A 24,012-nucleotide genomic window follows, 5' to 3' on the forward strand; every position below is an offset into this window, starting at 1 on the left:
CCGGGGAGGGGTCCGTCACCCCGCCCGCACCCGATCGAACGGCACGGCGAAGAGCGCTCTCACCGCCGCCTCCCTGCGGTCTCCGAAGGAGCGCTCCCAACGCGAACTTCGTCACGATACCGCCGATCAAGGGGCGAATCTAGAGGGGTTGCCTGGCGCACTGGGAGCGCTCTACATTCCCCAGGCACAGCCCTGTCCCCCGGGGCTGGTCGCGGCCCCCGAGCGCCGCGACCGTTCGAGAGAAACGGACCGGCGAAGATGCGCGCCTTGAGAAAAGCCCCCCGTTCCCCCCAGGTCGAGCCATCGAGACAGCGTGGCGCGCGGCGGCATCGTCACGTCGCGGCGGGTGTCGCCGCCGGCCTCTTCCTCGCCTCGGCGACTCCGGCCGCGGTGTTCGCCGCACCCGGAGACCGAAGCGAGGCCGAAGCCCTCATGCTGTCGGGCGGCGGACTGATCGATCTGGGCACGATCGCGCAGCTCCAAGGGCCTTACAACGCCTACACGCCGGGAGACACCGACAACTCACCGATCGACCTCGACGCACTCGGCCTGATCGATCTGGGTCTGGGCGTTCAGCTCTTCGGCGGGAACGACGTCCTCACGCTCGGCGCCGTCGGCCAGTACTCCCGCACCGACGCTTCCGGTTCCTTCGCCTCGGCGGGCCTCATCGGCGCGAACGGGGCGATCCAGGCAGGGACCGGAGCGGCGGGTGAGAACGCCACGCTCGATCTGAGCCCCGTCCTCTCGGCCGTCGGCGTCCAGGCCCTGCTGAGCGACCTCCGGCTCGACCTCGGAGCCCTCTCGGCGTCCGCCACCGCGACCCGCGGCAGTGCCGTGGCCACCGAGGGCGACTACCAGATCGCCAGCGGCGAACTCACCCTGACCTCGCCGGTCCTCAGCGCCGTCGCCGCCGACCTCGACGGCACTCTCGACGACGCCAGTGCCGCCGTCAATGCCGTCGCTGGCACGGGCGGCACGATCGCCTCGACCGTCAACGGACTCTTGGGAGGGATCGAGGACATCATCGGCACCCTCCTGCTCGGCGCCGTATCGCTCGACAGCCCGGCCGTCACGGCGACGGTGAACGCGAACCTCGGGACGGCGCTCGACGCCGTGGCAGAGACGCCCTTCGTATCGGGGCCGGTGACCCTCACTCTCGGAACGGGAACGATCGTCGTCGACCTCGACGAACTGTACGCACTCAACGCGCTGGGTCCCAACACGCCGATCCTCTCCGATCTCGCCCTCAACCCGACGATCGCCGAGGCGCTGAGCGACATCCTCACCGACCAGCTTCCGACCGCGCTGACCACTGCGGTGCGTGACGTCCTGAACTCCACCACGCTCACCGTGGGTGTCACCGCCGGCGTCGACCTGGGTGTGCCGCCGCTCGCGGCCGATGTGGGCGACCTCGCGCTCACGGTGACCGGGAGCCTCGGCGGCTTCCTCGCGCTGACCGGCTCGACAGCCCCGACCGTGTCGCTGGCCGGTACGAACATCCTCGGGCTGCCCGTGGGAACACTCTTGACCCCGATCACCTCCTTCGTCACGGACGACCTCGTCCCCGCGGTCGGCGGAGTGGTCGAGGCCGCGCTGGATCTCGACGCCCTCGAGGCGGACTTGACATCCACTCTCACGTCCACCGTGACCGCGCTGCAGCCCGTGCTCGGCGCCGTGAACCAGGTGGTCTCCCTCACCGGCAATGTGCAGGAGCAGGACGGCGACTTCCGGGACCCCGCCGGCACCGACGCGGGATCGTTCACCCAACGGGCGTTGAGCATCGTGGTCGCTCCGTTCCTGGGAGGAGCGGTGACGCTGCATCTGGCGTCGGCGACCGTCAACGCGGTGCCGCTCGACGCCCCGGGCGGCCTCGCCATCGATCCCGACCGCGGCCCGGTCGCGGGCGGCACCGAGGTGACGATCACCGGTGACGGTCTCGACGACGTGACCGAGGTGCTCTTCGGCGACGAGCCCGCCGCCTCGTTCACGGTGAATCCTGACGGCACGATCACCGCGGTGACTCCGCCGGCAACGGCGCCGGGGACTGTCGCGGTCACCGTGACGAACCCCGACGGGTCGGACGATTCGCTCGACTTCGAGTACTTCGAGCCGACGCGCATCGACGGGATCGATCCGGACAGCGGCACGACCGCCGGCGGCACCGCGGTGACCATCACCGGCGTCTGTTTCACGGGAGCCACGGATGTCCTGTTCGGCACCACCCCGGCGGCGAGCTTTACCGTCGACAGCGACACCCAGATCACGGCCGTGACGCCTCCGGGCGCCGAAGGGTCGGTCGACGTCACGGTGGTGGGATCGGCGGACTGCGGCGACGGGACACTCCCGGACGGCTTCACCTATGTGGTTCCGGGCGCCCCCGCCCTGACCTCGCTCGACCCGGACAGCGGGCCGGAGACCGGCGGTACCGTCGTCACGATCACCGGTACAGACTTCACCGGTGCGACCGACGTGACCTTCGACGGTGTTCCCGCGACGAGCTTCACGGTCGTGAGCGACACCGAGATCACAGCGACCTCCCCCGCGCACGCGCCGGGCGCGGTCGACGTCGTCGTCACGAACCCGACGGGCGCCTCTGCTCCGCTGCCGTTCACGTACCTCGTGGTGACGGGGGTGGATGAGGTGGATCCGGGTAGTGGTCCGGAGGCCGGTGGCAACACCGTCACGATCACCGGCGTCTGCTTCACCGGTGCCACCGACGTGCTCTTCGGCGATGTGTCGGCCACGAGCTTCACGGTCGACAGCGACACCCAGATCACCGCGGTCGTCCCCGCCGGGACCGGAACCGTCGACGTCACCGTCGTCGGAACCGGCACCTGCGGCACCGGCACCCTCCCCGACGGCTACGAATACGTCGCCCCGCCCACCGTCACCGACCTCGACCCGACCAGCGGACCCGAAGCGGGCGGCACGCTCGTCACCATCACCGGCACCGGCTTCACCGGCGCCACCGCGGTCACCTTCGACGGCACCCCGGGGACGGCGTTCACCGTCGTCAGCGACACCGAGATCCAGGTCACCACTCCGGCACACGCGCCCGGCACGGTGGACGTGGTCGTCGAACACCCCGGCGGCGACACCGACGCGGGCGAGTTCACCTACCTCGCCGCGCCGGAGGTCACCGGCCTCGATCCGACCAGCGGACCCGAAGCCGGCGGCACGCTCGTCACCATCACCGGCACCGGCTTCACCGGCGCCACCGCGGTCACCTTCGACGGCACCCCGGGGACGGCGTTCACCGTCGTCAGCGACACCGAGATCCAGGTCACCACCCCCGCCCACGCCCCCGGCACGGTGGACGTGGTCGTGGAGCACCCCGGCGGCGACACCGACGCCGGCGAGTTCACCTACCTCGCCGCACCGGAGGTCACCGGCCTCGATCCGACCAGCGGACCCGAAGCGGGCGGCACGGTCGTCACCATCACCGGCACCGGGTTCACCGGCGCCACCGCGGTCACCTTCGACGGCACCCCGGGGACGGCGTTTACCGTCGTCAGCGACACCGAGATCCAGGTCACCACCCCCGCCCACGCCCCCGGCGCGGTGGACGTGGTCATCGAGCACCCGGTCGGAGACGCGGGCGCGGGCGAGTTCACCTACCTCGCCGCGCCCACCGTCACTGGCCTCGATCCGACGAGCGGACCGGAGACCGGCGGCACCGTCGTCACCATCACCGGCACCGGGTTCACCGGCGCCACCGGAGTCACCTTCGACGGCACCCCGGGGACGGCGTTCACCGTCGTCAGCGACACCGAGATCCAGGTCACGACCCCCGCGCACGCCCCCGGCACGGTCGACGTGGTCGTCGAGCACCCCGGTGGCGACGCAGAGGCGGGCGAGTTCACCTACCTCGTGGTGACGGGGGTGGATGAGGTGGATCCGGGTAGTGGTCCGGAAGCGGGCGGCAACACCGTCACGATCACCGGCGCCTGCTTCACCGGTGCCACCGATGTCCTCTTCGGTGGCGTGTCGGCCACGAGCTTCACCGTCGACAGCGACACCCAGATCACCGCGGTCGTCCCCGCCGGGACCGGAACCGTCGACGTCACCGTCGTCGGAACCGGCACGTGCGGCACCGGCACCCTTCCGGGCGGATACGAGTACCTGCCCGCCCCGACCGTCACCGACCTCGACCCGACCAGCGGACCCGAAGCCGGCGGCACGGTCGTCACGATCACCGGCACCGGATTCACCGGCGCCACCGCGGTCACCTTCGACGGCACCCCCGGGACGGCGTTCACCGTCGTGAGCGACACCGAGATCCAGGTCACGACCCCCGCCCACGCCCCCGGCGCAGTGGACGTCATCGTCGAACACCCCGGCGGCGACACCGACGCCGGCGAGTTCACCTACCTCGCCGCGCCGGAAGTCACCGACCTCGACCCCACCAGCGGACCGGAGACCGGCGGCACGGTCGTCACGATCACCGGCACCGGATTCACCGGCGCGACCGCGGTGACCTTCGACGGCGCCCCAGGAACCGCGTTCACCGTCGTGAGCGACACCGAGATCCAGGTCACCACCCCCGCCCACGCCCCCGGCGCAGTGGACGTGGTGGTGGAGCACCCCGGCGGCGACACCGACGCAGGTGAGTTCACCTACCTTCCCGTCACCCACGTGGACGACGTGGAGCCGGGAGTCGGGCCGGAGTCCGGCGGGACCACCGTGACGATCACCGGCTCGTGCTTCACGGGCGCCACCGATGTGCTCTTCGGCGACGTCTCGGCCACGAGCTTCACGGTCGACAGCGACACCCAGATCACCGCGGTGGCTCCTCCCGGAGTCGGCGTGGTCGATGTCACCGTCGTCGGCACGGAGTGCGGCCCGGGAACCCTGCCGGGCGGCTTCGAGTACACCACCGCGCCGATCATCGCCGACCTCACGCCCGCGCGCGGACCGGCCTCGGGCGGGACTTTGGTGACGATCACGGGAGCGAACCTCGGCGGCGTCACCTCCGTCACGTTCGACGGCGTCGACGCCACGGCGCTGCAGATCGTCAGTGATACCGAGCTGACCGTCCGCACACCGGCCGGAACGCCCGGCGTCGTCGATGTGGCGGCCGTCGCGCTGACCGGCACGAGCGACCCGGGCACGTTCGAGTACTACGCGACCGGCTCGGATCCCGTCGATCCTCTGCCTGCGACCGGCGCGCGCTCGACCGGCGACCTCTGGGCAGCCGCTGGCCTGTTGCTGATCCTGGCGGGCGTCGGCGCGGTGCTGCGTCGTCGATGGTCGGCCTGATCCCCCGGGGAAGAAGGAGGGTGGGGCCGTCCCCCCAATACAGCCCCACCCTCCGTGTCGCCGCTCCTGCACGCCGGGAGCGGCGACGGCGGGAGGGAAGCGAGGCATCGCCGCCCACGATGTCGGCGGCTAGCATGCTGGAGTGACGGATCCGATCGACGACATCTCCATCGGCGGCGACATGATCCGCCTCGGCCAGTTCCTCAAGTTCTCCGGGCTCATCGACTCCGGCGGCGACGCGAAAGAGGCCATCATCGACGGCCTGGTGCACGTGAACGGCGACGTCGACCGACGGCGCGGTCGCCAGCTCAATGACGGCGACCTCGTCACCTTCGGCGCGCGGACCGTTCGCGTCCGCGGTTGAAGACCGTCTCCCAGTCGACCGGACCGGTCAGCGCGTGACCGCCGCGGGATCGGCCGCGAACTCCCGCACCACGCTGTAGGCGTCGCGCGCTTCACGCGTCCAGAAGGCGCCGGGGTACACATGGAAGCCATCCTCGGCCACGACGAGGCGCACCCGCGTGCCCGCCGACCGCCATTTCTCCGCCAGCGCGACGACATCGTCGTGGAAGACGTCGCGACCGCCCTGGAAGAGGAGCGTCGGCGGGAGTCCCGCGCCGCTGTCCCGGAGGGGACTGAGCTGCGGGTCGTCGAGAGACGCACCAGCCGCCCACGCGACGGCCGCCGCGCGCAGGCCCGCGCAGCGCAGCGAAGGATCACGCCGCTGACGGGACCATGCCCCCGGGTTTGCCATGGACACCTCCACCCACGGCGCGAGGAGGACGAGCCCGTCGGGCATGCGGCGCCCACCGTCGCGGATCCGAAGCGCAAGCGTCGCGGCGACGTTGCCGCCCGCGGAATCGCCGGCGACGAAGAGCTGTCTCGTCGTCGCACGCGCGGCCACGTCGTCGTAGACGGCATCGACGAACCGGCGCGCGTCATGGATCGTGTGCTCCGGGATCAGCGGATACTGCGCGATCGTGATGGCCGCCTTCGTCTGCTCCTGCAGCCGCCGGATGATCAACCAGTGCGCCGTGACCAGCGGATTGACGAAGCCGCCGCCCGGGAAATAGACCAGCTCCCGGCCGGCCTCATGATCCCGTGGCTCCCAGCGCCACACCCGGCGACCCTCGACCGTGGACTCGGTGAGCTCGCCCGCACCGATCATGCCGGACGGAGCCGAGACAGGCGCGCGGCCGGGGTCCACGCGCTGGAGGTAGTCGGACCCGGAGAGATCGCGACGGGTGCTCCCCGCCGTCAGCCAGAGCGCGGCCGCGGTGAGCTTCATGAGAAGGGACACGGCGCCACGTTAACACGCCGCGACCGACGAGCCGTCGACCGCAGCCTCAGGCGCGGACGGCCTCGGCGATGGGAGTCGCCCCGTTGTTGAAAGAGATCGTGCGACCGGAGGCGGTGGGCTCACCGATCACCGCCGCGATGACCGCGGCCACATCGGCCCGGCTCACGTGCTGCGACGAGGAGGCGGAGACGTCGATCCGACCCGTGGGCGCGTCCATGGTGAGGGCGGAAGGGGCGAGGATCGTCCATTCCAGCGCGCTCGCGCGCAGGTGCGCGTCGGCCGCGGCCTTCGCCTCGGCGTACGCGAAGAAGGGGTCATCAGGATCGATACCGTGGTCGGGTCCCGCACCGAAGTACGACACCATGACGTAGCGGGGAACGCCGGCCACCTCGGCTGCGTCGATCGAGCGGATGGCCGCGTCGCGATCGACCGCGAAGGTGCGCTGCGGGTCTCCCCCACCGGCGCCGGCCGACCACACGACCACATCGTTTCCGCTGACGAGGTTGGTGAGCTGGTCGACGTCGAGGGTCTCCACATCGGCGACCAGGGCGTGCGCTCCCGTCGCTTCGACCTCGCCCGTATGCGCAGGACGACGGATGACGGAGGTCACCGTGTGACCCTCCTCGACGAGGATCGGCGCGAGCAGGAGCGCGACCTTTCCATGCCCTCCGATGATGAGAATGCGGCTCATGGTGACTCCTCGCTGTCGTCCGGATCGTCCTCGATCCACCCTAGGCGCCGCATCATCGCGGCGGGCCGGGTCCACTCCCTCCGCGCCCCGCCGGTCAATGCGAGACCGCCACCACCGCCACTCCGCCGAGGACGAGCACGACACCCAGTACCTGCACGCGGAGGAGCCGCTCCTTCAGCACCCACCACCCCAGCACCGCGGTCACGGCGGGGAAGACCGACGCACACACGGCGACGACGGAAAGCATGCCGGAGTCACTCGCGACGGCGAAGCAGAGATTCGCGACGAACCCGAGGAGCCCGATCGCGACGATACCCACGAGGTCTCGGCCGCGCGCCTTGGGGACCACTCGCAGCACGGCGAGCGCCACGAGGTAGAGACCGAGGGTGACCAGGACATTGGCCAGCAGCGTCGCGGAGATGTCATACGCGCTCCCCCACGCCACGGCGAGATTGTTGGTACCGAACCCCACCGCCGCCACGAGCGCCAACAGCACCGGCTTGGCCCCTCCGCCACGTCCTCGGCCGCGCAGTTCCGGCCCGCTGGCGCACACGGATCCCACGACCGCCACGATCATCCCGATCACGAGTAGCAGCCCGGGAGCGTCGCCACCGACGAGACCGGCGGCGACGGGGACGAGCACCCCCAACGCCGAGATCGGGGCGACGACGCCCATGGTGCCGATGGCGAGAGCGCGATAGAGCGCGGAGACCCCCACGGCCGCGCCGACGCCGCTGAGCGCACCCCATCCGTAGGCAGGCAGGGCGTCGGGACCGATCGGCTCGAGGAGCACCCGGGGGACGACGGCGGCCGTCGCGACCACCTGCGAGAGGACGAGGACCGTGATCTGCGCGACCCTGCGCGAGAGCACCCCGCCGAGGAAGTCCGCGACACCGAGGAAGAGCGCCGCCAGCAGGGCGAGGGCCGCCGTCACGAGGAACGCTCGCGCGCGGCCGTCCCCACGAAGGTCTCGACGGTTCGGGGGCGCGCGTCCCAGCCGAGCCGGGCGGCCAGTCGCATGAGTTGCGGCGGCTCCACGCGAGCGGCACCGATCACCTCGGACTGCGCGAAGACCTCTTCCGGCGATCCGTCGGCGCGGACCTGCCCCTGCGTCATCACGATCACTCGGTCGAACTGCTCGACGCAGAAGTCCATGTCGTGAGTGATGGCGACGACGGTGCGCCCCTCGGCGCTCACCTGCCGCACCACGCGCGAGATCATCTCGACGCCCCGGGCGTCCTGCCCGGTGGTCGGCTCGTCCAGCACCAGCACCGGTGTGCGCATGGCGAGGACGCCCGCGAGCGCGACGCGTTTCCGCTCCGACAACGACAGCTGGTGGGGGTGGCTGTCCGCCTCCCCGGCCAGGCCCACGGTCTCCAGCGCCTCCATCGCGCGCGCCCGCGCCTCGGTATCGTCGGCGCCGAGGTTCTTCGGTCCGAACATGACGTCGGCGATCACCGTGCGGGCGAAGATCTGCTCGTCCGGGTTCTGGAACACGTAGCCCACGAGCGCGGCCATCTGGGCGATGGTGCGGTCGGCCGTCGTATGCTCCCCGACCGTCACGCGTCCGCTCGTGGGAACGAAGATGCGGTTGAGATGACGGACCAGGGTGGTCTTCCCCGCCCCGTTCTGCCCGACGATGGCCACACGCTCGCCCGCACCGATCGACAGGCTGACGCCCCGCAGCGCCTCCGTCCCGGAGGGGTAGGCGAAGCGGACGTCGTCGAAGACGATGGCCGCGCCGGTCATGAGGCGACCGCCTCTCCGAAGAACGCCGCCGCTTCGTCGAGCGAGACCGGCAGCTCGCCGTCGCCGGGGAGGATTCCCAGCCGCTGTGCCCCGCGTGCCGCGAGGGTGAACCGGGTCTCCCCGATCCCCCACTCGCTCATGCGCGGGTCGGCCAGGATCTCCCGCGGTGCTCCCACCGCCGCGATCGTCTCACGCGCAATGACCGCGACGCGGTCGCAATGCTCGCGCAGGAGCTCCACCTTGTGCTCCAGCACGACGATGGTGCTCCCCGCGTCTCGCAGCGACGACAGCACGTCGAACACCATCCGCGTTCCCGCAGGGTCCAGCTGTGAGGTCGGTTCGTCCATCACGAGCACCGGCGTGCGCAGGACGACCATCGAGGCGATCGCCACGAGCTGCTGCTGCCCGCCGGACAGATCGTAGGGCGACGAGTCGAGCAGATGCTCGATCCGCAGAAGCTCAGCGGCGGCGACGACGCGCTCGGCCATCTCCGCGCGGGGCACTCCGAGGTTCTCCAGGCCGAACGCGATCTCATCGCGCACGGTGTATTTGGCGCCCGAGATCTGGTTGAACGGGTTCTGGATGACCAGCCCGACCTTCGCGACGGCGTCGGTGAGCTTGAGGTCGGAGACGTCGGCTCCATCCACCTCCACCCGACCGGTCAGCTCACCGCCGTCGACATGCGGGATGAAGCCCGCGATGATCTTCGCCAGAGTCGTCTTGCCCGCCCCCGACGCGCCGACGACGCCGAGGATCTCGCCGCGGTCGACCTGCAGGTTCACCTTCTCGAGCGCGAAATGCTCCGCATCGGGATAGGCGTACGAGATGTTCGTGAGGGTGATCACAATGCTCCTGTCACGATCGGAAGAACGATGGCGGCCACGCCGACCACCGGCATGGTCCAGCGGACGATCCGCTGCGTGGTCGTATCGGGCACCGGAGTGAGGGCGGTGCGCTTGGCGGTCGACCCGAAGCCGCGCGCCTCCATCGCCGTCGCCCGCTCCTCCACGTCGGTGAACATGCCCAGCACGAGGGGCGCCAGCAACGGCATCATCGCTCCGATGCGCCCTCGCACGCCTTTGCCGACCGCGAGCCCGCGCGCCTGCTGGGCGAGGAGGATGCCGTTCGCGCGGTCCTGGAAGGCGGGGATCAGCTGCAGAGTGGAACTGATGATGTAGCTGAACTTGGGCGACATGCCCCGCTCGGTCAAGGCCGAGAGGAGGTCGCCGGGGTGGGTCGTCAGAACGAAGAGGATCGAGGCGAGGACGAGGCAGACGATCCGCGATCCGATCCCGAGCGCGAACAGCAGCCCTTCCGTCGTGAGGGCCAGGGGCCCCCACGCCCAGAGGGCCGTGCGGCCGCCCGGGAAGGTGAGCCCCTGGACGACGAACAGGACGAGGACGATCGGCAGCAGGATCGTGACCCCCATCCGGGCGAGCCGGCCGCCGCAGCCGGAGACGACGGCGGCCGGCACGATCACGACGGCGACGACACCCGCCGCGACCCACCAGAAGGGGATCGCGAACACGATGACGATCAGAGTGACCAGGATCACGAGTTTGGTCACCGGGTTGAGGGCATGGATCGGCGAGGTCCGATCCACGTAGAGTGTCGACGCCATCGCGTCTCAGCTCCGGGACTCGTCTGCCGAGGCGCTGCGGCTGGTCGCGCTGACGGGTGCCTTTCCGAACACGCGGTACTGGCGCACGAAGGGGAACCGCTGCCGGAACCGGCTCGGGAGGGCGGCGAGGATGAGCACGACGATCGTGAAGGTGATCGCTTTGTCGAGCGGGTCGGAGAGGAGGCCCTGAAGCGTTGTGGCCCCGAGGAGCGTCTGGCCCATGGCTTGGAAGGCTCCGACGATGGCGCCCGTTCCGCCACCCGTCGCGCCACCGAAGATGAACGCCGAGATCGGCGCCGAGACGACGGCCGCGACGATTCCGGTCACGGCACCGGCGATCGGGGCGAGGTAGAAGCGGCGGAACATGCCGTAGCGGGCGGCGTAGCCCGCCAGGACGCCGATGATCACCTGGACGACGGCGAACGGGAGGGCGATCGGGCTCAGCGTGAGCCCCCAGATCACGTTCGTGAGGATGCCGGTGACGACGCCGGCGGCAGGACCGGCGAGCGCGGCGACGAGCACGGTGCCGATCGAGTCGATGTACACCGGCAGTCCGAGGATCGCGACGAGCTGGCCGACCACGATGTTCAGGGCGATCGCCACGGGGATCATGGCGATGGTCGCGGTCGGGAGCCGGTGGATCGATCCCGCGGCGAGCAGGATCGCGCCGATGACGTACCCCGCGATGGCGATGAGCGAGGCCTGGCTCGTGCTGCTCTGGGCGACTTCGGCGGGCTGCCCGATCACGAGGTAGAGGTAGGTGGCGACGATGACGACCGAGCCGATCGCGATCAGGACGGTGTTGCGGAGCCGACGCGAATCGTCGGTCTTCGCGGGTGCGGTGCTGAACATGAATGCCTCCTTGCATTCTTCGGGTGAGGGTGCCGGAGATCCGGCGGTCGATGAGACGGTGCGGTGGTGGGCGGGAGGTGGCGGTGCGGCGGGGCGGGCGTCAGCCCACGGTGCGGGCCAGGCGCCCCACGCGCTCGATCACGCGACGGAAGAACTCCTCCGGGTCGGTGTCGACGACGATGGCCGCATTGTGCGGCCGGCCCCACATCCCCCGCCAGTCGGCCACCGTCTGACCGCGGGTGAGGGTGCCCGCCAGCTCCAGATCGACGGTGGCGCCTCGCGTGGTGGCCAGCGAGGGGTCCAGCGCCACGGCGGCGGCGAACGGGTCGTGCATGTGGGCGAGGAAGCCCTGGTCGTAGGCCCGGTGGAACTCCATGTAGAAGCGCACGGCGTCGGAGAGGTGGCGGACGATGGCGTGGGAGGCCGTCGAGCGGGTGCCCTCCGGGTCTTCCGGCGAGATGATCTCCTCCGGCGTGCTCCCCGCTTCGCGCGCGAGGGCGGCGATGTGCTCGGGCTTCATCTCGATCCGCTCCGTCACGTCGAGTGCGCAGATCACGGGATGACGCTCCGCGGGAAGTCCCGAGAAGGCGTCGAAGACGATCTTGGCCGACTCGGGATCCACGGCGATGTTCCACTCGGTGGTCGGGAGCGTGTTGCCCGCGTGGTTGAACGCGCCGCCCATGATCACGAGACGTTTGAGCAGCGACGGCAGCTCGGGGCAGAGCTTGACGGCGAGCGCGAGGTTGGTGAGCGGGCCGGTCACCAGACCGACGATCTCTCCGGGACGCCGGCGCACCGCGTCGATCCACACCTCGGTCGCATGACGATCCGACACCGGACGGGTGGGCGCCGGGAGCTCCGCGTGTCCGATGCCCTGGGGGCCGTGGGTCTCCTCGGTCGTCATCAGCGGCTGGACGATCGGGACTTCGGCACCGAGGGCGACCTCCACGTCGTCGTAGCCGCAGAGCTCGAGCCACGCGAGATTGTTGGTCGCGACCTGACGGGCCGGCACGTTTCCGGCCGTGCAGGTGATCGCGACGATCTCGGCCTCGGGACTGGCCATCAGGTAGAGGAGAGCAAGAGAGTCGTCGATCCCCGTGTCCACGTCGACGATCAGGGGCGTGCGAGGGGCGGTGGTCGGGTCGGTCATCGGGAGGTCCTCCGGTTCGGGTGAGGGTGAAGGGTGAGAGCGGTGCGGCGCGGCGGGTGTCGCGGCCGTCAGGCGGGATGGGCGGTGCGGCGCAGGATGCCGTCGACGAAGTCGGGGGTGAGTGAGGGATGTCGCGCCCCGCGGACAGCGACGGTCGCAGCACCGGCTGCCGCACCGCGGCGCGCGGCCGCGACGAGGTCGTCTCCTGCGGCCAGTGCCGAGACCATCGCCCCCACGAAGGCGTCTCCCGCACCCACCGTGTCGACGGTCTCGGCAGGAAACGCGGGGATCACGCTGGCGTCGCCGTCGCGGGAGGCGACGATCGCGCCCCGTTCGCCGAGCGTGACGACGAGGTCGACGTGCTGGCGTCGCGCCGCTTCCGCCACCGCTGTGGCGTCGCCGGCCGCGGTCAGGGAGAGGAGCTCTTCCGCCTCACCCTCGTTGACGATGAGCACGTCGACGAAGGGAAGGAGGGATTCGGCGCCGGGAGTGACCGGGGCGGCGTTCAGCACGACACGAGCCCCGGCGGTGCGAGCGGCGCGGGCGAGGTGCTCCACCACGTGCAGCGGGATCTCCAGCTGCAGGGCTAGCACATCGCCCGCGCCGACGGGGGGTTCGGGAAGCTCCCCCCACCGGTGATTGGCTCCCGGGGCGACCACGATCACATTGCGGCCGTCGGGATCGACAGCGATCATGGCCATTCCCGACTCACCGGTCGTCCGGATCACGTGAGCGACATCGACGCCCGCATCGGCGAGGTCGTCGATGAGGCGCGCCCCCGCGTCGTCGTCTCCGACCGCGCCGGCCATCGCCACCGAGACGTCGCGCGTCGTCCGCGCGGCCGCATGCGCCTGGTTCGCGCCCTTGCCGCCCGAGGCGCGACGCACAGCGTCGGCGACGACGGTCTCCCCCGCCGCCGGGATGCGGTGCACTTCGAAAGTGATGTCGGCATTGAGCGAGCCGAACACCACGACACGTCGCGAAGCGGTCATCGAGAGCCTCCTCGGGCGCGGACACTCGCGCCGGGCATCAGAACGGTGGGCAGGGTGACGTCGGGGACGGAGGAGTCGGCGTCGATCTGGGCGAGCAGGCTCCGGCACGCCGCAGCGCCGAGCTCGCGGATGGGCTGTGCGATCGTCGTGAGCGCCGGCGTCGTATAGCGGGCGAGCTCGATACCGTCGATGCCGATCACCGACATCTCGTCCGGTACGCGGATGGACCGCTCCGCGCACAGCGCGAGGAACCCGATGGCGCTGAGGTCGTTCGCGGCGAAGACCGCCGTGAGGTCCGGCACCCGATCCAGGAGTTCCTGGCCCGCCCGGTGACCGCCCTCTTCTTCGAAGTCGCCACTGGCCACGAGCTCCTCTCCTGCGGGAAGACCGGCCTCCTCCAGTGCCCGGCGCCACCCCGCGCGGCGCGCGTGGGCCACCGACAGCTCCGCCGGGCCCGCGATGTGCCCGATCCGGATGTGCCCCGCCGCAAGGAGATGTCGCGTGGCGTCGTAGCCTGCGGCCTCCTGATCCACTCCGACCGTCGCATGCACGCCGCTATGGCCGCGGTCGAGCAGAACGGCAGGCGTGTCGCCGAACAGGTGCGCCATGTCGTCGTCCAGAGCGCTGGCGACCAGGAGGATGCCGTCCACCTGCTTGCGGCGAAGCGCGGCCAGACGCGGCCGGAGAGTCTCGGCATCGGTGGGCGCGTCGAGGAGGAGCAGCAGCAGGTCGTTCTCATCCGCGACGGACTGCACGCCCTTGACGAGTTCCGGGAAGAAGGGGTTGGTGATGTCGGGAACGAGCAGGGCGATGGTCTGCGTCGACTTCGCCACGAGCGAGCGAGCGACCTCGTTGCGCTGATACCCCAGTTCGTCGGCCGTCCGAAGGATTCGTTCCGCGGTCGCCTGCGACACCCCGACCTGGCCGTTCAGGGCGCGGGACACGCTCGCGATCGACAGGCCGCAGGCCTGTGCCACGTCGTAGACCGTCACCATGAGAACCCTCGCGTCGTTGCGAACGTAAGCGCTTACTAAAGCTGATTCGGAGCATAGCGGCGCCGTCGTTCCTTCCGCAACCCTTCGCCGCACCGCGGGTGCGAATGGCAGCCGGGTGCGGGACGCGGGTGGTGCGGACCGCGGCGTGCGTCCGCGCGTGCACAGCGGCGGATCCCCAGGCCGACACGCCGCACACACCACCGCGACACGCCGCATGACGCCCGCCCTCTCCGCCGTTGTGTCCCGAGCGGCCCGCCGCCGGGCCGAGCCCGACGGAGGGCCGGCATCAGCCCCGAGGATGTCGACTAGAGGCCGAGGAGGGCGGCACTGCGGCGCCAGAGTTCGGCGGCGAGCTCGACGTCGTCAGCAAGCGGATTCGTGCGCGCGAGCCGATTGCGCTCGTAGTAGCCGCCGCGACGCCACCGGGCCCCCGGCTCGCCCTCGGCGAGCCAGGTCAGGCGGGCGCCACCGGTCTCGGTCGACGTGAGCACGCGGCGGGCCAGCGGGTGGTGATACAGGAACTCCCACGCCCCACCCGCGCCGGCGGCGAAGCTGGTCGCGACGACGCCCGGGTGGAACGCGACAGCGGAGAGCGCCGGTCCGTACCTCCGATCGAGCTCTCGCGTGAACAGGATGTTGGCGAGCTTGGCATTGCCGTAGGCCGTGCCGGGATTCCAGCGGCGCTCGCCCTGGAGATCGTCGATGTCGAACCGGGCGAATCGGCGCGCAGCCACCGACGCGGTCTGGATCACCGCCGCACGACTCAGACGCGGCATCAGGAGGTGGGTCAGGAGGAACGGTGCCAGATGGTTGACCTGAAAGGTGCGCTCGAAGCCGTCGACGGTCACGGCGCGCGGCGAGGGCATGACTCCCCCCGCGTTGTTGGCGAGCACGTCGATCGTCGGTGCCTCCCTCGTGAGGTCGTCGGCCAGACGACGCACTTGGTCGAGGTCGCCGTAGTCGGCGACGAAGAACGGGGCGCCGATCTCCCCCGCCAGAGCGCGGGTCTTCTCTGAATCGCGTCCGACGACGATGACGCGATGCCCGTCTGCGCTGAGCTGCCGCGCGGCCGCGGCACCGATGCCGTCGCTCGCGCCGGTGATCACGATCGTGCGCGGCGCTCCGCTCATGCTCACCATCCCACCGATCCCGGCACACCCTTGAAGGGCCCGACGACGGCAGCCGTGATCCACCCGCCGTAGAACCCGCCGGGCTGCGGCTGCACCGTCTCGCCCGCCACGGTGCACCGGTCCATCGCCCCGGCGTAGATGGCGACACGGCCGCGCAACGCTTCGAACCCGGGCGCCGGATCGGGATATGCCCATCCGGCGCGCTCGCGCACCCAGCCGCCACCCAGCACGTCGACGTACGAGGCCATCCCCTTGTACTCGCAGAACGACGATCCTTCGGCCGGCCGGAGGGATCCGGCGACGAACGCATCGACCGGGAGGTAGTAGACCGGCGGATGGCTCGTCTCGAGCACCCGGACGACGTCGGTCGTATCGGCGATCAGTTCACCGCCGAGCTCGACCGTGACCCGCTCCGGCACCGCTTCCAGACGTGGCGGGCGGGGGTAGCTCCACACCGATTCCTGCCCGGGCCCGACAGGATCGGGCGTGACGGGAGGCCGACGCCGACCGGACCTCATGACAGCCCCACGACCGGGACCCCGAGCCACCCGCCCAGATCGCGGATCTCGGCGCGCACCATCTCGACGTCGTCGTCATCGAAAGGGCTCATCTCGTGGATAGCGGTCACGACGAGGTTCTCCTTCTTCTTGTCGAGGGCGGCGTCGAGCTGGCCGACGAACCGGTCGCCGATGAGGATCGGATGAGCGAAGTAGCCGTAGCGGCGCTGCGAGGCCGGTTTGAACTGCTCCAGCACGTAGTCGAACGAGAACAGTTCGGACAAGCGAGGCCGGTCGAACAGGATCGAATCGTACGGATTGAGGATCGCGACGCGTCCGCCCGGGTCGTCGTCGAGCGCCGCGACGGCGGCGGGATCGACCCGCCACTTCCAGGCGCTTCCCTCGACCGTCGCCTCCTCACCCGCCATCCCGACCGGCGTCCACGACGACTTCTGACGCGCGATGCCCACCGCCTGGAGCCTGCGCTCGTCCAGCAGGCGGGTCGCCTCCTCATCGCTCAGCTCCGGGAGCGAGGCGGGGTAGACGCGTTCGCCGATGTCCCACACGCGCTGTCGCCCCTCCCGACGGACGATGCCCACCTCGCCGAGATAGGACAACAGCTCGAGCATGCGCGGCACCTGATTGGAGCCGTACCAGCCGGCTTCGTTCTTGTGCGCCACCTGGCTCGTGTCGGGGATCTGTGCCGCCAGCAGAGGCCCCTCCGCGCGCAACCGTGCGAGCACGTCGCTGCGGAAGCGAGCGTTGGCCGTGAGCCACTCGGCGGCTTGCGCCCGGAAGACACGGCGCCGCATGCGGGCGACGAGAGCCGGCATGAGGCTGACCGGCCGGAAGTGCCCGTCGTACTCGAACAGGAGCCGGTCGTCTTCCACAGCCTTCTTCAGCTGACCGGTCTCATACGCCCACCCGATCCGCGCCCACGGAATGGCCTGTTCCGAGGTGGCGATCACCGCGGTGGGATCGATCTTGATGGCCGCCAGCTGCTCGGCCACCTCGACGACGTCGCCGGGGCGCTGAGCGTCGAGGAGCTGGGCCCGGACCGCGATGCGGCGCGCGTCGTCGCGGCTGAGCTCGTGCATGTCACGACAGTAGCGACCCCCTCCGACGTCGCGACACCTCGCCCGACGCCCCGGCGCCCGGGCGAGCGCCCGCGCCCCGCGCGAGCAGCCACGCCCCGAGGACGAACTCCCAGAGTGCGATGGGCAGCGCCAACAGCCCCGCCAGTCCCGAGACCTGATCCACGGCGCCGAGGATCGACAACACCGCCGACACCATCAACAACGGCGAGCCGACCAGTCCCAGGACGGGGATGGCGCGTGGCACGAGCCGGGCCCGGATCACCGCCGGCGCGAGGAGTGCCGCGTTGATCGCCGGCATCAGCCCGGGGCCGAGGAGGAACACGGCGTCGTGGACGGGGACCAGCGAGCGCTCTGCGCCGCCGACGATCGCGAGCACGACGGCGACGCCGATCAGCACCAGGGTCGCCTCGATCGTCCGCGCCGCCACGAATCCGAGAGCAAGCGTCTCGGAGCGGCGACGCAGAAGAGGGAAGAGGGCCACCGCCGTGCCGGCGCAGGCGAACGCCAGGACCACTTCGAGCAGCGATGCCGCCGCAGCGGCCTCGGGTGCTGACCCGTCTCGCAAGAACGGGGTCTTCCACAGGAGGGCGGGGATCGACGTGGCGAACGTCGCGAGGTAGAGCGCCCCCGCGATCCGGGCCCGGTGCTGATCGGTCATGGTTCTTCCTTCGGGAAAGTGGAATGCGATATCGCTAGGTGTACGGCGTACACTCACTCTCTCACCTTAGGTATACGGCGTACACTTGCGCAAGCATGGAGCATCTCCGTCGCGACGGCATAGCGGAGAATGGAGCAATGCCCTCCTCCAGCGATCGTCCGCGGCTGACGCGTGACCGCGTCGTGGCCGAAGCGATCTCGCTGGCCGACGAGCAGGGCCTCGACGCCGTGAGCATGCGATCGCTGGCCGCGCGGCTCGGCGTCGTGCCGATGGCGCTCTACAAACACGTCCCCGACAAAGAGGGCCTGGTCGCGGCGATGATCGATGCCGTCGTGGCCGGGTTCCCCACCGTCCCCCCGGCCCAGCCGTGGCGTGACGCCCTCCGCACCCGGATCCGCCATGCCCGCCACGCGCTGGGGCGGCACGGGTGGCTGCAGGGGGCGATCGAAGCGGCACCCCACCCGACGCCGGCCGTGCTCGCCCATCTCGACGCGGCAACGGGCGACCTCCTCGCCGCGAGATTCTCGGTGGATCTCACGCATTACGCGATGCATGCGCTCGGCAGCCGCGTGTGGGGGTTCTCGCCCGAGGCCTTCACCGGACGCGCGCCCGCCGAGGCGCTCGACGAGCAGTCCGCTCGGGCAGCGGCCGAGCGCTTTCCGCACATCGCCGCCGTCGCTGCCGACGCGGCGACGCGTCATCCGGCGGGTGGGTGCGAGCCGGACGGGGAGTTCGACTTCACCCTCGACCTCATCCTCGACGCCGTCGCGCGCCTCCATGCCGACGGGTGGACCTCGCACCCGTGAGCGCGCCGTCGACGCGGGTGCGAGCCCGGTCGATACCCTGCTCCTCATGACCACCCCGCGCGCCCGCCCGTCGCCGTCGCGCCGCGCGCGGGCCTCGCGCCGGCGCTCCCGCCGGGTCGCCGCCTCGGGGAGCGATCTCACCGCCGACGAGTGGTACCGGATCCTCGACGCCTGGAAGCGATGCGCCTACTGCGGCGCGGACGGGGCCGCACTCCAGAAGGACTGTGTGCTTCCCATCTCGCGCGGGGGCCGCTACACGCTGGAGAACGTCGTTCCCGCCTGCCGCTCGTGCAATGCGAGCAAGTGCAACGAGGAGGTCACCTCGTGGATGCGCCGGCGGCGCCTCGACGAACCGGCCTTCCTCGTCCGCTGGTACGAGGTCACGGCCGCCCTCCTCGGCCCCGGAGCCGGCGACGAGGACTGACGCGCGTCAGTCACCCTGCCGGGCAGCGCCCGGTCTCCCCCAGGCCTCGAGCCACCGCAGCCAGACTTCGCTGACCGTGGGATAGGCGGGCACCGCGTGCCAGAGCCGTTCGAGGGGCACCTCCCCCACGACCGCGATCGTCGCGGCGTGGAGGAGTTCCGCCACATCGGGGCCGACGAAGGTGGCGCCCACGAGCACGCCGCGGTCCTCGTCCACCACGGCCCGGGCCGTGCCCGCATAGGAGCGCGCGTACGTGCTCGCCCCGGCCACCCACGACAGGTCGTAGTCCAGCGCGCGGACGCGCAGACCGGCACGCTGCGCCTGGGCGAGGGTGAGCCCCACCGAGGCCAATTCGGGCTCGGTGAAGGTCACCTGCGGCACCGCGGCGTGGTCGGCGGTGGCGACGTGGGCGCCCCACGGCGCATCGTCCACCTCGCGGCCGAGAGCGCGCGCGGCGATGACGTCGCCGGCCGCTCGCGCCTGGTACTTGCCCTGGTGGGTGAGGAGTGCTCGGTGGTTCACGTCGCCGACGGCGTAGAGCCAGTCGTGGCCGCGCACACGCAGCGTGTCGTCGACGTCGAGCCACCCGCCCGGCTCGATCCCAATGGTCTCGAGTCCGAGATCCTGGGTGCGGGGAACGCGACCGGTCGCGACGAGCCCTTCCGCCGCGCGCACCTCGGTGCCGTCGTCCAGGGTGACGACGACGTCGCCGTTCCCGTCGCGCACGACGCGCACGAGGTCGACGCCGGTGCGGACATCCGCCCCCGCCGCCCGCAGACTCGATGCCACGCGGTCGCCGGCGAACGGCTCCGCACCCCGCAGCAGGCCCGAACGCGCGAGGACGGTGACTCGGGAGCCGAAGGAGACGAAGGCGGTGGCCATCTCGCACGCCACGACACCACCGCCGACGATGACGAGCGAGGGCGGCACCTCTCGAACAGCCGTGGCCTCTCGACTCGTCCACAGTTGCGCGGCAGCGATCCCCTCCACATCGGGGAGGAGCGACGCAGTCCCGGTGCACACGGCGACGGCGTGCCGCGCCCGGAGCACCCGGTCGCCGACCGTGACCTCGCGCTCGCCCGTGATCCGGCCGTGACCGCGCACGAGGTCGATCCCCGCACCGGCCAGCCACTCCACCTGTCCGCTGTCGTTCCAGTCGTGGACGATCTCGTCGCGGCGGCGGAGCGTCGCGGCGACATCCACCTCTCCGGTCACCGCCTCCGCGGCTCCCGGAACGTCCTTCGCTGCGCGGAGCGCCGCCCCGGCGCGCAGCAACGTCTTCGAGGGCATGCACGCCCAGTACGAGCACTCGCCCCCGACGAGCTCGCTCTCCACGATCACCGCCGAGAGCCCACCCTGCACGGCACGGTCCGCCACGTTCTCCCCGACGGGTCCCGCCCCGATGACGATCAGATCGTAGGTCGCAGTCTCCACTCGTCCACGCATACCGGAGTGTGACGCTGTATGCCACCCCGTTCCCCCATGTCGGACACGTGTGATTGGGTGAACCACGGGAATCTGTCCCTCTGTCCTCACGTCGAATCGGAGACGACATGTCGATCGAGTTCCGCGCCGTCACGAAGCGGTTTCCCGACGGCACGGTCGCCGTCGACGACTTCAGCTTGCTCATCCCCGCGCACAAGACGACCGTGTTCGTGGGGTCGTCGGGGTGCGGCAAGACCACGCTCCTGCGCATGATCAACCGGCTGATCGAGCCGACGGAGGGCGAGATCACGATCGACGGCGACAGCATCCTCGATCGCGACCCGGTCCGGCTGCGGCGCGGAATCGGCTACGTCCTGCAGAACTCGGGCCTGCTCCCCCATTTCACCGTCGCCGACAACATCGCCACGGTTCCCGTGCTCGGCGGAACCCCCCAGCGCGTGGCCCGCGAGCGGGCGCTGGAGCTCCTGGACATCGTGGGACTCGACCGCGCCCTGGCCGATCGCTATCCCCGCCAGCTCTCGGGCGGTCAGCAACAGCGTGTCGGCGTGGCGCGCGGGCTCGCCGCCGATCCCAACATCCTCCTCATGGACGAGCCGTTCGGCGCCGTCGACCCGATCGTCCGCAAAGAGCTGCAGGCCGAGACGCGAAGGCTCCAGCGCGACCTCGACAAGACCGTCGTGTTCGTCACCCACGACATCGACGAGGCCTTCCTGCTCGGCGACCAGGTCGTGATCCTCCAGAAGGGGGCCCAGATCGCCCAGGTCGGGAGCCCCGACGAGATCATCGAGAACCCCGCCAACGACTTCGTCGCCGACTTCGTGGGCTTAGAGCGCGGGGCGCGGGCCCTGCGCACCAAGCGCACCCCGCGCGGCACCGTCCTCATCGACGACAGCGGCCGCACGCAGGGCGTGCTCGTCGGAGAGGCGCCCGCCTCCGAGGACCGCCCATGACCTGGATCCTCGACAACCTCGACCTCATCGGGAAACTGAGCCTGGTGCACCTGCGCCAGAGCCTCATCCCGATCCTGCTGTCCTTCGTCATCGCGGTGCCGCTCGGATGGCTGGCCTGGCGATACACGGCCCTGCGCGGCGCGACGCTCACGACGATCGGCCTGCTCTACACGATCCCGTCGCTCGGACTGTTCGCCGTCCTCGCGGGAGCGGGGATCCCCCTCCTGTCGGAGGCCAACCTCATCACGGCGCTCACGATCTACGGCGTCGCCATCATGACGCGGTCGGTCACCGATGGCCTCGATGCGATCGATCCCGCGGTGCGTGCGTCGGCCGTCGCGGTCGGCTTCGGCCCGTGGCGGCGCTTCTGGACCGTCGACTTCCCGCTCTCCGGACCGGTGCTCCTGGCCGGTCTCCGGGTGACGGCCACCTCCACGATCGCCCTCGCGACCGTCGGCATCCTCATCGGCATCCAGAACCTCGGTCTGCTGTTCACCGACGGCTACCAGCGACGCATCGTCGAAGAGGTCCTGTCGGGGGTGGTGGCCGTCGTGGTCATCGCCCTCCTCATCGACCTCGTGCTGGTGCTCCTGGGCCGTCTGCTCATGCCGTGGCTCCCTCGACGGCAGCGGCGGGTGCCGGTGCGCGCTCCGCAGGCGGTGGTGCAGGCATGAACTTCTTCCTCGACGCCTTCGGCTGGATCTTCTCGCCCGACCGGCTGGAGGGGTACCTCCCTCTTCCCCTCGCGATCGGGCAACACCTCGCCTTCACCTTCGGGGCCGTCGCGATCGCGGCCCTCATCGCCATCCCGCTCGGCTGGCTGATCGGCCACACCGGCCGCGGCCGCGAGGTGGCGGTGGCCCTCTCCGGCGCCGCGCGAGCGTTGCCCTCGCTCGGGCTCGTCCTCCTGCTCGTGCTCCTGATCGGCGTGGTCCACAAGACCGAGGCCGCCGTGATCTCGTTCGTCCTCCTGGCGATCCCCTCGATCCTCGCCGGCGCGTACGCCGGCTTCGAGGCCATCGACCGCACCGTGATCGACGCAGGTCGCGCCATGGGGATGACCCCGTGGCAGGTGCTGTGGAAGATCGAAGTACCGCTGGGGTTGCCCCTCCTCATCGGCGGCATCCGCAGTGGCGCCCTCCAGGTGGTGGCCACCGTCACGATCGCCGCCTACGTCGGCCTCGGCGGGCTGGGGTTCTTCTTCATCCAGGGCATCCAGCTCCAGCGATTCGAGCAGATCCTCGGCGCCTCGATCGTCGTCATCGCTCTGGCCCTCGCCGTCGACGGCGTCTTCGCCCTGCTGCAGCGGCTCGTGGTGCCGCGGGGCGTCGCTGTCCGCTCGCCCGCCCGCGACCGCCGCCCTGCCACCGCGGCGACCTCGACCTGACTCTCTCTCCGGCACCATCCCGCGCCTACAGCACACCAGAAAGGCACCTCCCATGTCCCGCATTCGTTCCCGCTTCACCGCGGCAGCCGGCCTCGTCGCCGTCGCCGCCCTGGCCCTGGCCGGCTGCGCCTCCTCCGATCCGCTCGGTGGAGACTCGTCCAGCCCGGCACCCACCTCCGGCTCCGGAACCGGGTCGTCGACGATCGTCGTCGGCTCCCAGGCGTACTACTCGAACGAGATCATCGCCGAGATCTACGCGCAGGCTCTGGAGGGCGCCGGCTTCACGGTCGAGCGCAAGTTCCAGATCGGTCAGCGCGACCTCTACATCCCGTCGCTCGAGGACGGCAGCGTGCAGTTGTTCCCCGAGTACACCGGAAACCTCCTCCAGTTCTTCGAGCCCGACACCACCGCAACCACGTCCGAAGACGTCTACGCGGCGCTCAAGAACGCCCTCCCGGAAGGCCTGACGGTGCTCGACCAGTCGTCGGCGACCGACCAGGACTCCTACAACGTGACGGCCGACTTCGCGCAGAAGAACAACCTCACGTCGCTGGAGGACCTCGCCGGCCTCAGCGGTCTCACGCTCGGCGGTGCCCCCGAACTGGAGGAGCGTCCGTACGGGCCGAAGGGTCTGAAATCGGTCTACAGCGTCGACGTCGCCTTCTCGGCCACTGCCGACACCACGGTCGACGAGCTGGTCGCCGGCAACATCCAGATCGCGAACGTCTACAGCGCCGACCCGCGCATCCAGACCAACGACCTCGTGACGCTGGAAGACCCGAAGGGCCTGTTCCTGGCCTCCAACGTGGTCCCCGTCGTCAACTCGGCCATCGCCGATGAGATCGCCGATGTGATCAACCCCATCAGCGCGGCCCTGACCCCCGAGGGCCTGGTCGCCCTGAATGTGGAGTCGACGGAGCAGAAGCGCTCGTCCGCCGACATCGCGAAGGACTGGCTCGCCGCCAACGGCGTCGGCTGATCCGACACACCAGAACGGCGCCCCGGATC

At 70.6% G+C, this 24,012-nt stretch carries 23 protein-coding genes; 8 read left to right on the forward strand and 15 right to left on the reverse strand.

All coding sequences use genetic code 11. The features are described 5' to 3' along the window. The first annotated feature begins 267 nt into the window (after positions 1 to 267). Positions 268 to 5,259, forward strand: a complete 4,992-nt coding sequence (locus AVP41_RS16335) for an IPT/TIG domain-containing protein (protein WP_197464264.1) — start codon at positions 268 to 270, stop codon at positions 5,257 to 5,259. 142 nt (positions 5,260 to 5,401) lie between these two features. After that, positions 5,402 to 5,623 (forward strand): RNA-binding S4 domain-containing protein, encoded by a 222-nt coding sequence (locus tag AVP41_RS06895; protein ID WP_082829054.1) that lies wholly within the window; start codon positions 5,402 to 5,404, stop codon positions 5,621 to 5,623. Positions 5,624 to 5,650: 27 nt separating this feature from the next. On the opposite strand, the gene AVP41_RS06900 is transcribed toward AVP41_RS06895, so the two are convergent. The 14 genes from AVP41_RS06900 to AVP41_RS06965 form a co-directional block, all read right to left on the reverse strand. Further along, positions 5,651 to 6,559: an alpha/beta hydrolase gene (locus AVP41_RS06900; RefSeq protein ID WP_067162394.1), complete on the reverse strand. Its 909-nt coding sequence runs from the start codon at positions 6,557 to 6,559 to the stop codon at positions 5,651 to 5,653. Positions 6,560 to 6,605: 46 nt separating this feature from the next. Further along, a complete protein-coding gene (locus tag AVP41_RS06905) occupies positions 6,606 to 7,250 on the reverse strand; it encodes an NAD(P)H-binding protein (protein ID WP_067162396.1) in 645 nt (214 codons plus the stop codon). Between the two features lie 94 nt (positions 7,251 to 7,344). Next, entirely contained in the window at positions 7,345 to 8,184 is an 840-nt protein-coding gene (locus AVP41_RS06910) for an EamA family transporter (protein ID WP_067162398.1), read from the reverse strand. After that, entirely contained in the window at positions 8,181 to 8,999 is an 819-nt protein-coding gene (locus AVP41_RS06915) for an energy-coupling factor ABC transporter ATP-binding protein (protein WP_067162400.1), read from the reverse strand. The genes AVP41_RS06910 and AVP41_RS06915 overlap by 4 nt, the downstream gene beginning before the upstream one ends. Next, positions 8,996 to 9,844 carry an energy-coupling factor ABC transporter ATP-binding protein gene (locus AVP41_RS06920; protein ID WP_067162403.1) on the reverse strand — a complete coding sequence of 283 codons (849 nt, stop codon included), beginning with the start codon at positions 9,842 to 9,844 and terminating at the stop codon, positions 8,996 to 8,998. Before AVP41_RS06920 ends, AVP41_RS06915 begins: the two co-directional genes overlap by 4 nt. Then, entirely contained in the window at positions 9,841 to 10,620 is a 780-nt protein-coding gene (locus tag AVP41_RS06925) for an energy-coupling factor transporter transmembrane component T family protein (protein WP_067162406.1), read from the reverse strand. Before AVP41_RS06925 ends, AVP41_RS06920 begins: the two co-directional genes overlap by 4 nt. Before the next feature lie 6 nt (positions 10,621 to 10,626). After that, entirely contained in the window at positions 10,627 to 11,472 is an 846-nt protein-coding gene (locus AVP41_RS06930; RefSeq protein WP_067162408.1) for a histidine kinase, read from the reverse strand. A 100-nt stretch (positions 11,473 to 11,572) separates the two neighbouring features. Continuing rightward, positions 11,573 to 12,622, reverse strand: a complete 1,050-nt coding sequence (locus tag AVP41_RS06935; RefSeq protein WP_067162410.1) for a nucleoside hydrolase — start codon at positions 12,620 to 12,622, stop codon at positions 11,573 to 11,575. 68 nt (positions 12,623 to 12,690) lie between these two features. Continuing rightward, the gene (locus tag AVP41_RS06940; RefSeq protein WP_067162412.1) at positions 12,691 to 13,614 is read right to left on the reverse strand and encodes a ribokinase; all 924 of its coding nucleotides are present in this window, start codon (positions 13,612 to 13,614) and stop codon (positions 12,691 to 12,693) included. Further along, entirely contained in the window at positions 13,611 to 14,609 is a 999-nt protein-coding gene (locus AVP41_RS06945; protein WP_067162414.1) for a LacI family DNA-binding transcriptional regulator, read from the reverse strand. Before AVP41_RS06945 ends, AVP41_RS06940 begins: the two co-directional genes overlap by 4 nt. 305 nt (positions 14,610 to 14,914) lie before the next feature. Beyond that, entirely contained in the window at positions 14,915 to 15,739 is an 825-nt protein-coding gene (locus tag AVP41_RS06950) for an SDR family NAD(P)-dependent oxidoreductase (RefSeq protein ID WP_067162876.1), read from the reverse strand. Between the two features lie 2 nt (positions 15,740 to 15,741). Next, a complete protein-coding gene (locus tag AVP41_RS06955; RefSeq protein ID WP_067162416.1) occupies positions 15,742 to 16,257 on the reverse strand; it encodes a DUF427 domain-containing protein in 516 nt (171 codons plus the stop codon). Then, positions 16,254 to 17,333, reverse strand: coding sequence for a DNA glycosylase AlkZ-like family protein (locus tag AVP41_RS06960; RefSeq protein ID WP_067162418.1), 1,080 nt, complete (start codon positions 17,331 to 17,333; stop codon positions 16,254 to 16,256). The genes AVP41_RS06955 and AVP41_RS06960 overlap by 4 nt, the downstream gene beginning before the upstream one ends. Before the next feature lies 1 nt (position 17,334). Next, the gene (locus AVP41_RS06965) at positions 17,335 to 17,991 is read right to left on the reverse strand and encodes a DUF4386 domain-containing protein (protein ID WP_067162420.1); all 657 of its coding nucleotides are present in this window, start codon (positions 17,989 to 17,991) and stop codon (positions 17,335 to 17,337) included. Between the two features lie 137 nt (positions 17,992 to 18,128). On the opposite strand from AVP41_RS06965, the gene AVP41_RS06970 reads away from it, so the two are divergent. After that, positions 18,129 to 18,797 (forward strand): TetR/AcrR family transcriptional regulator, encoded by a 669-nt coding sequence (locus tag AVP41_RS06970; protein WP_067162422.1) that lies wholly within the window; start codon positions 18,129 to 18,131, stop codon positions 18,795 to 18,797. Positions 18,798 to 18,843: 46 nt separating this feature from the next. After that, positions 18,844 to 19,221 carry an HNH endonuclease gene (locus AVP41_RS06975; RefSeq protein WP_067162879.1) on the forward strand — a complete coding sequence of 126 codons (378 nt, stop codon included), beginning with the start codon at positions 18,844 to 18,846 and terminating at the stop codon, positions 19,219 to 19,221. Positions 19,222 to 19,227: 6 nt separating this feature from the next. Here AVP41_RS06975 and AVP41_RS06980 read toward each other — a convergent pair whose 3' ends face one another. Beyond that, positions 19,228 to 20,667 (reverse strand): dihydrolipoyl dehydrogenase family protein, encoded by a 1,440-nt coding sequence (locus tag AVP41_RS06980; protein ID WP_197464266.1) that lies wholly within the window; start codon positions 20,665 to 20,667, stop codon positions 19,228 to 19,230. A gap of 107 nt (positions 20,668 to 20,774) precedes the next feature. Here AVP41_RS06980 and AVP41_RS06985 point away from each other — a divergent pair, with 107 nt between their 5' ends. The 4 genes from AVP41_RS06985 to AVP41_RS07000 are packed head-to-tail and all read left to right on the forward strand — an operon-like array spanning position 20,775 to position 23,983. Continuing rightward, complete coding sequence (locus tag AVP41_RS06985) at positions 20,775 to 21,617, forward strand: ABC transporter ATP-binding protein (protein WP_067162426.1); 843 nt, start codon at positions 20,775 to 20,777, stop codon at positions 21,615 to 21,617. Continuing rightward, positions 21,614 to 22,291 carry an ABC transporter permease gene (locus AVP41_RS06990; RefSeq protein WP_067162427.1) on the forward strand — a complete coding sequence of 226 codons (678 nt, stop codon included), beginning with the start codon at positions 21,614 to 21,616 and terminating at the stop codon, positions 22,289 to 22,291. The genes AVP41_RS06985 and AVP41_RS06990 overlap by 4 nt, the downstream gene beginning before the upstream one ends. Beyond that, complete coding sequence (locus AVP41_RS06995) at positions 22,288 to 23,004, forward strand: ABC transporter permease (RefSeq protein WP_067162429.1); 717 nt, start codon at positions 22,288 to 22,290, stop codon at positions 23,002 to 23,004. Before AVP41_RS06990 ends, AVP41_RS06995 begins: the two co-directional genes overlap by 4 nt. Before the next feature lie 52 nt (positions 23,005 to 23,056). Further along, positions 23,057 to 23,983 carry an ABC transporter substrate-binding protein gene (locus tag AVP41_RS07000; protein ID WP_067162431.1) on the forward strand — a complete coding sequence of 309 codons (927 nt, stop codon included), beginning with the start codon at positions 23,057 to 23,059 and terminating at the stop codon, positions 23,981 to 23,983. Positions 23,984 to 24,012 lie beyond the last annotated feature (29 nt).

It is taken from the genome of Microbacterium sp. TNHR37B, from assembly GCF_001620065.1.
GTDB lineage: Bacteria > Actinomycetota > Actinomycetes > Actinomycetales > Microbacteriaceae > Microbacterium.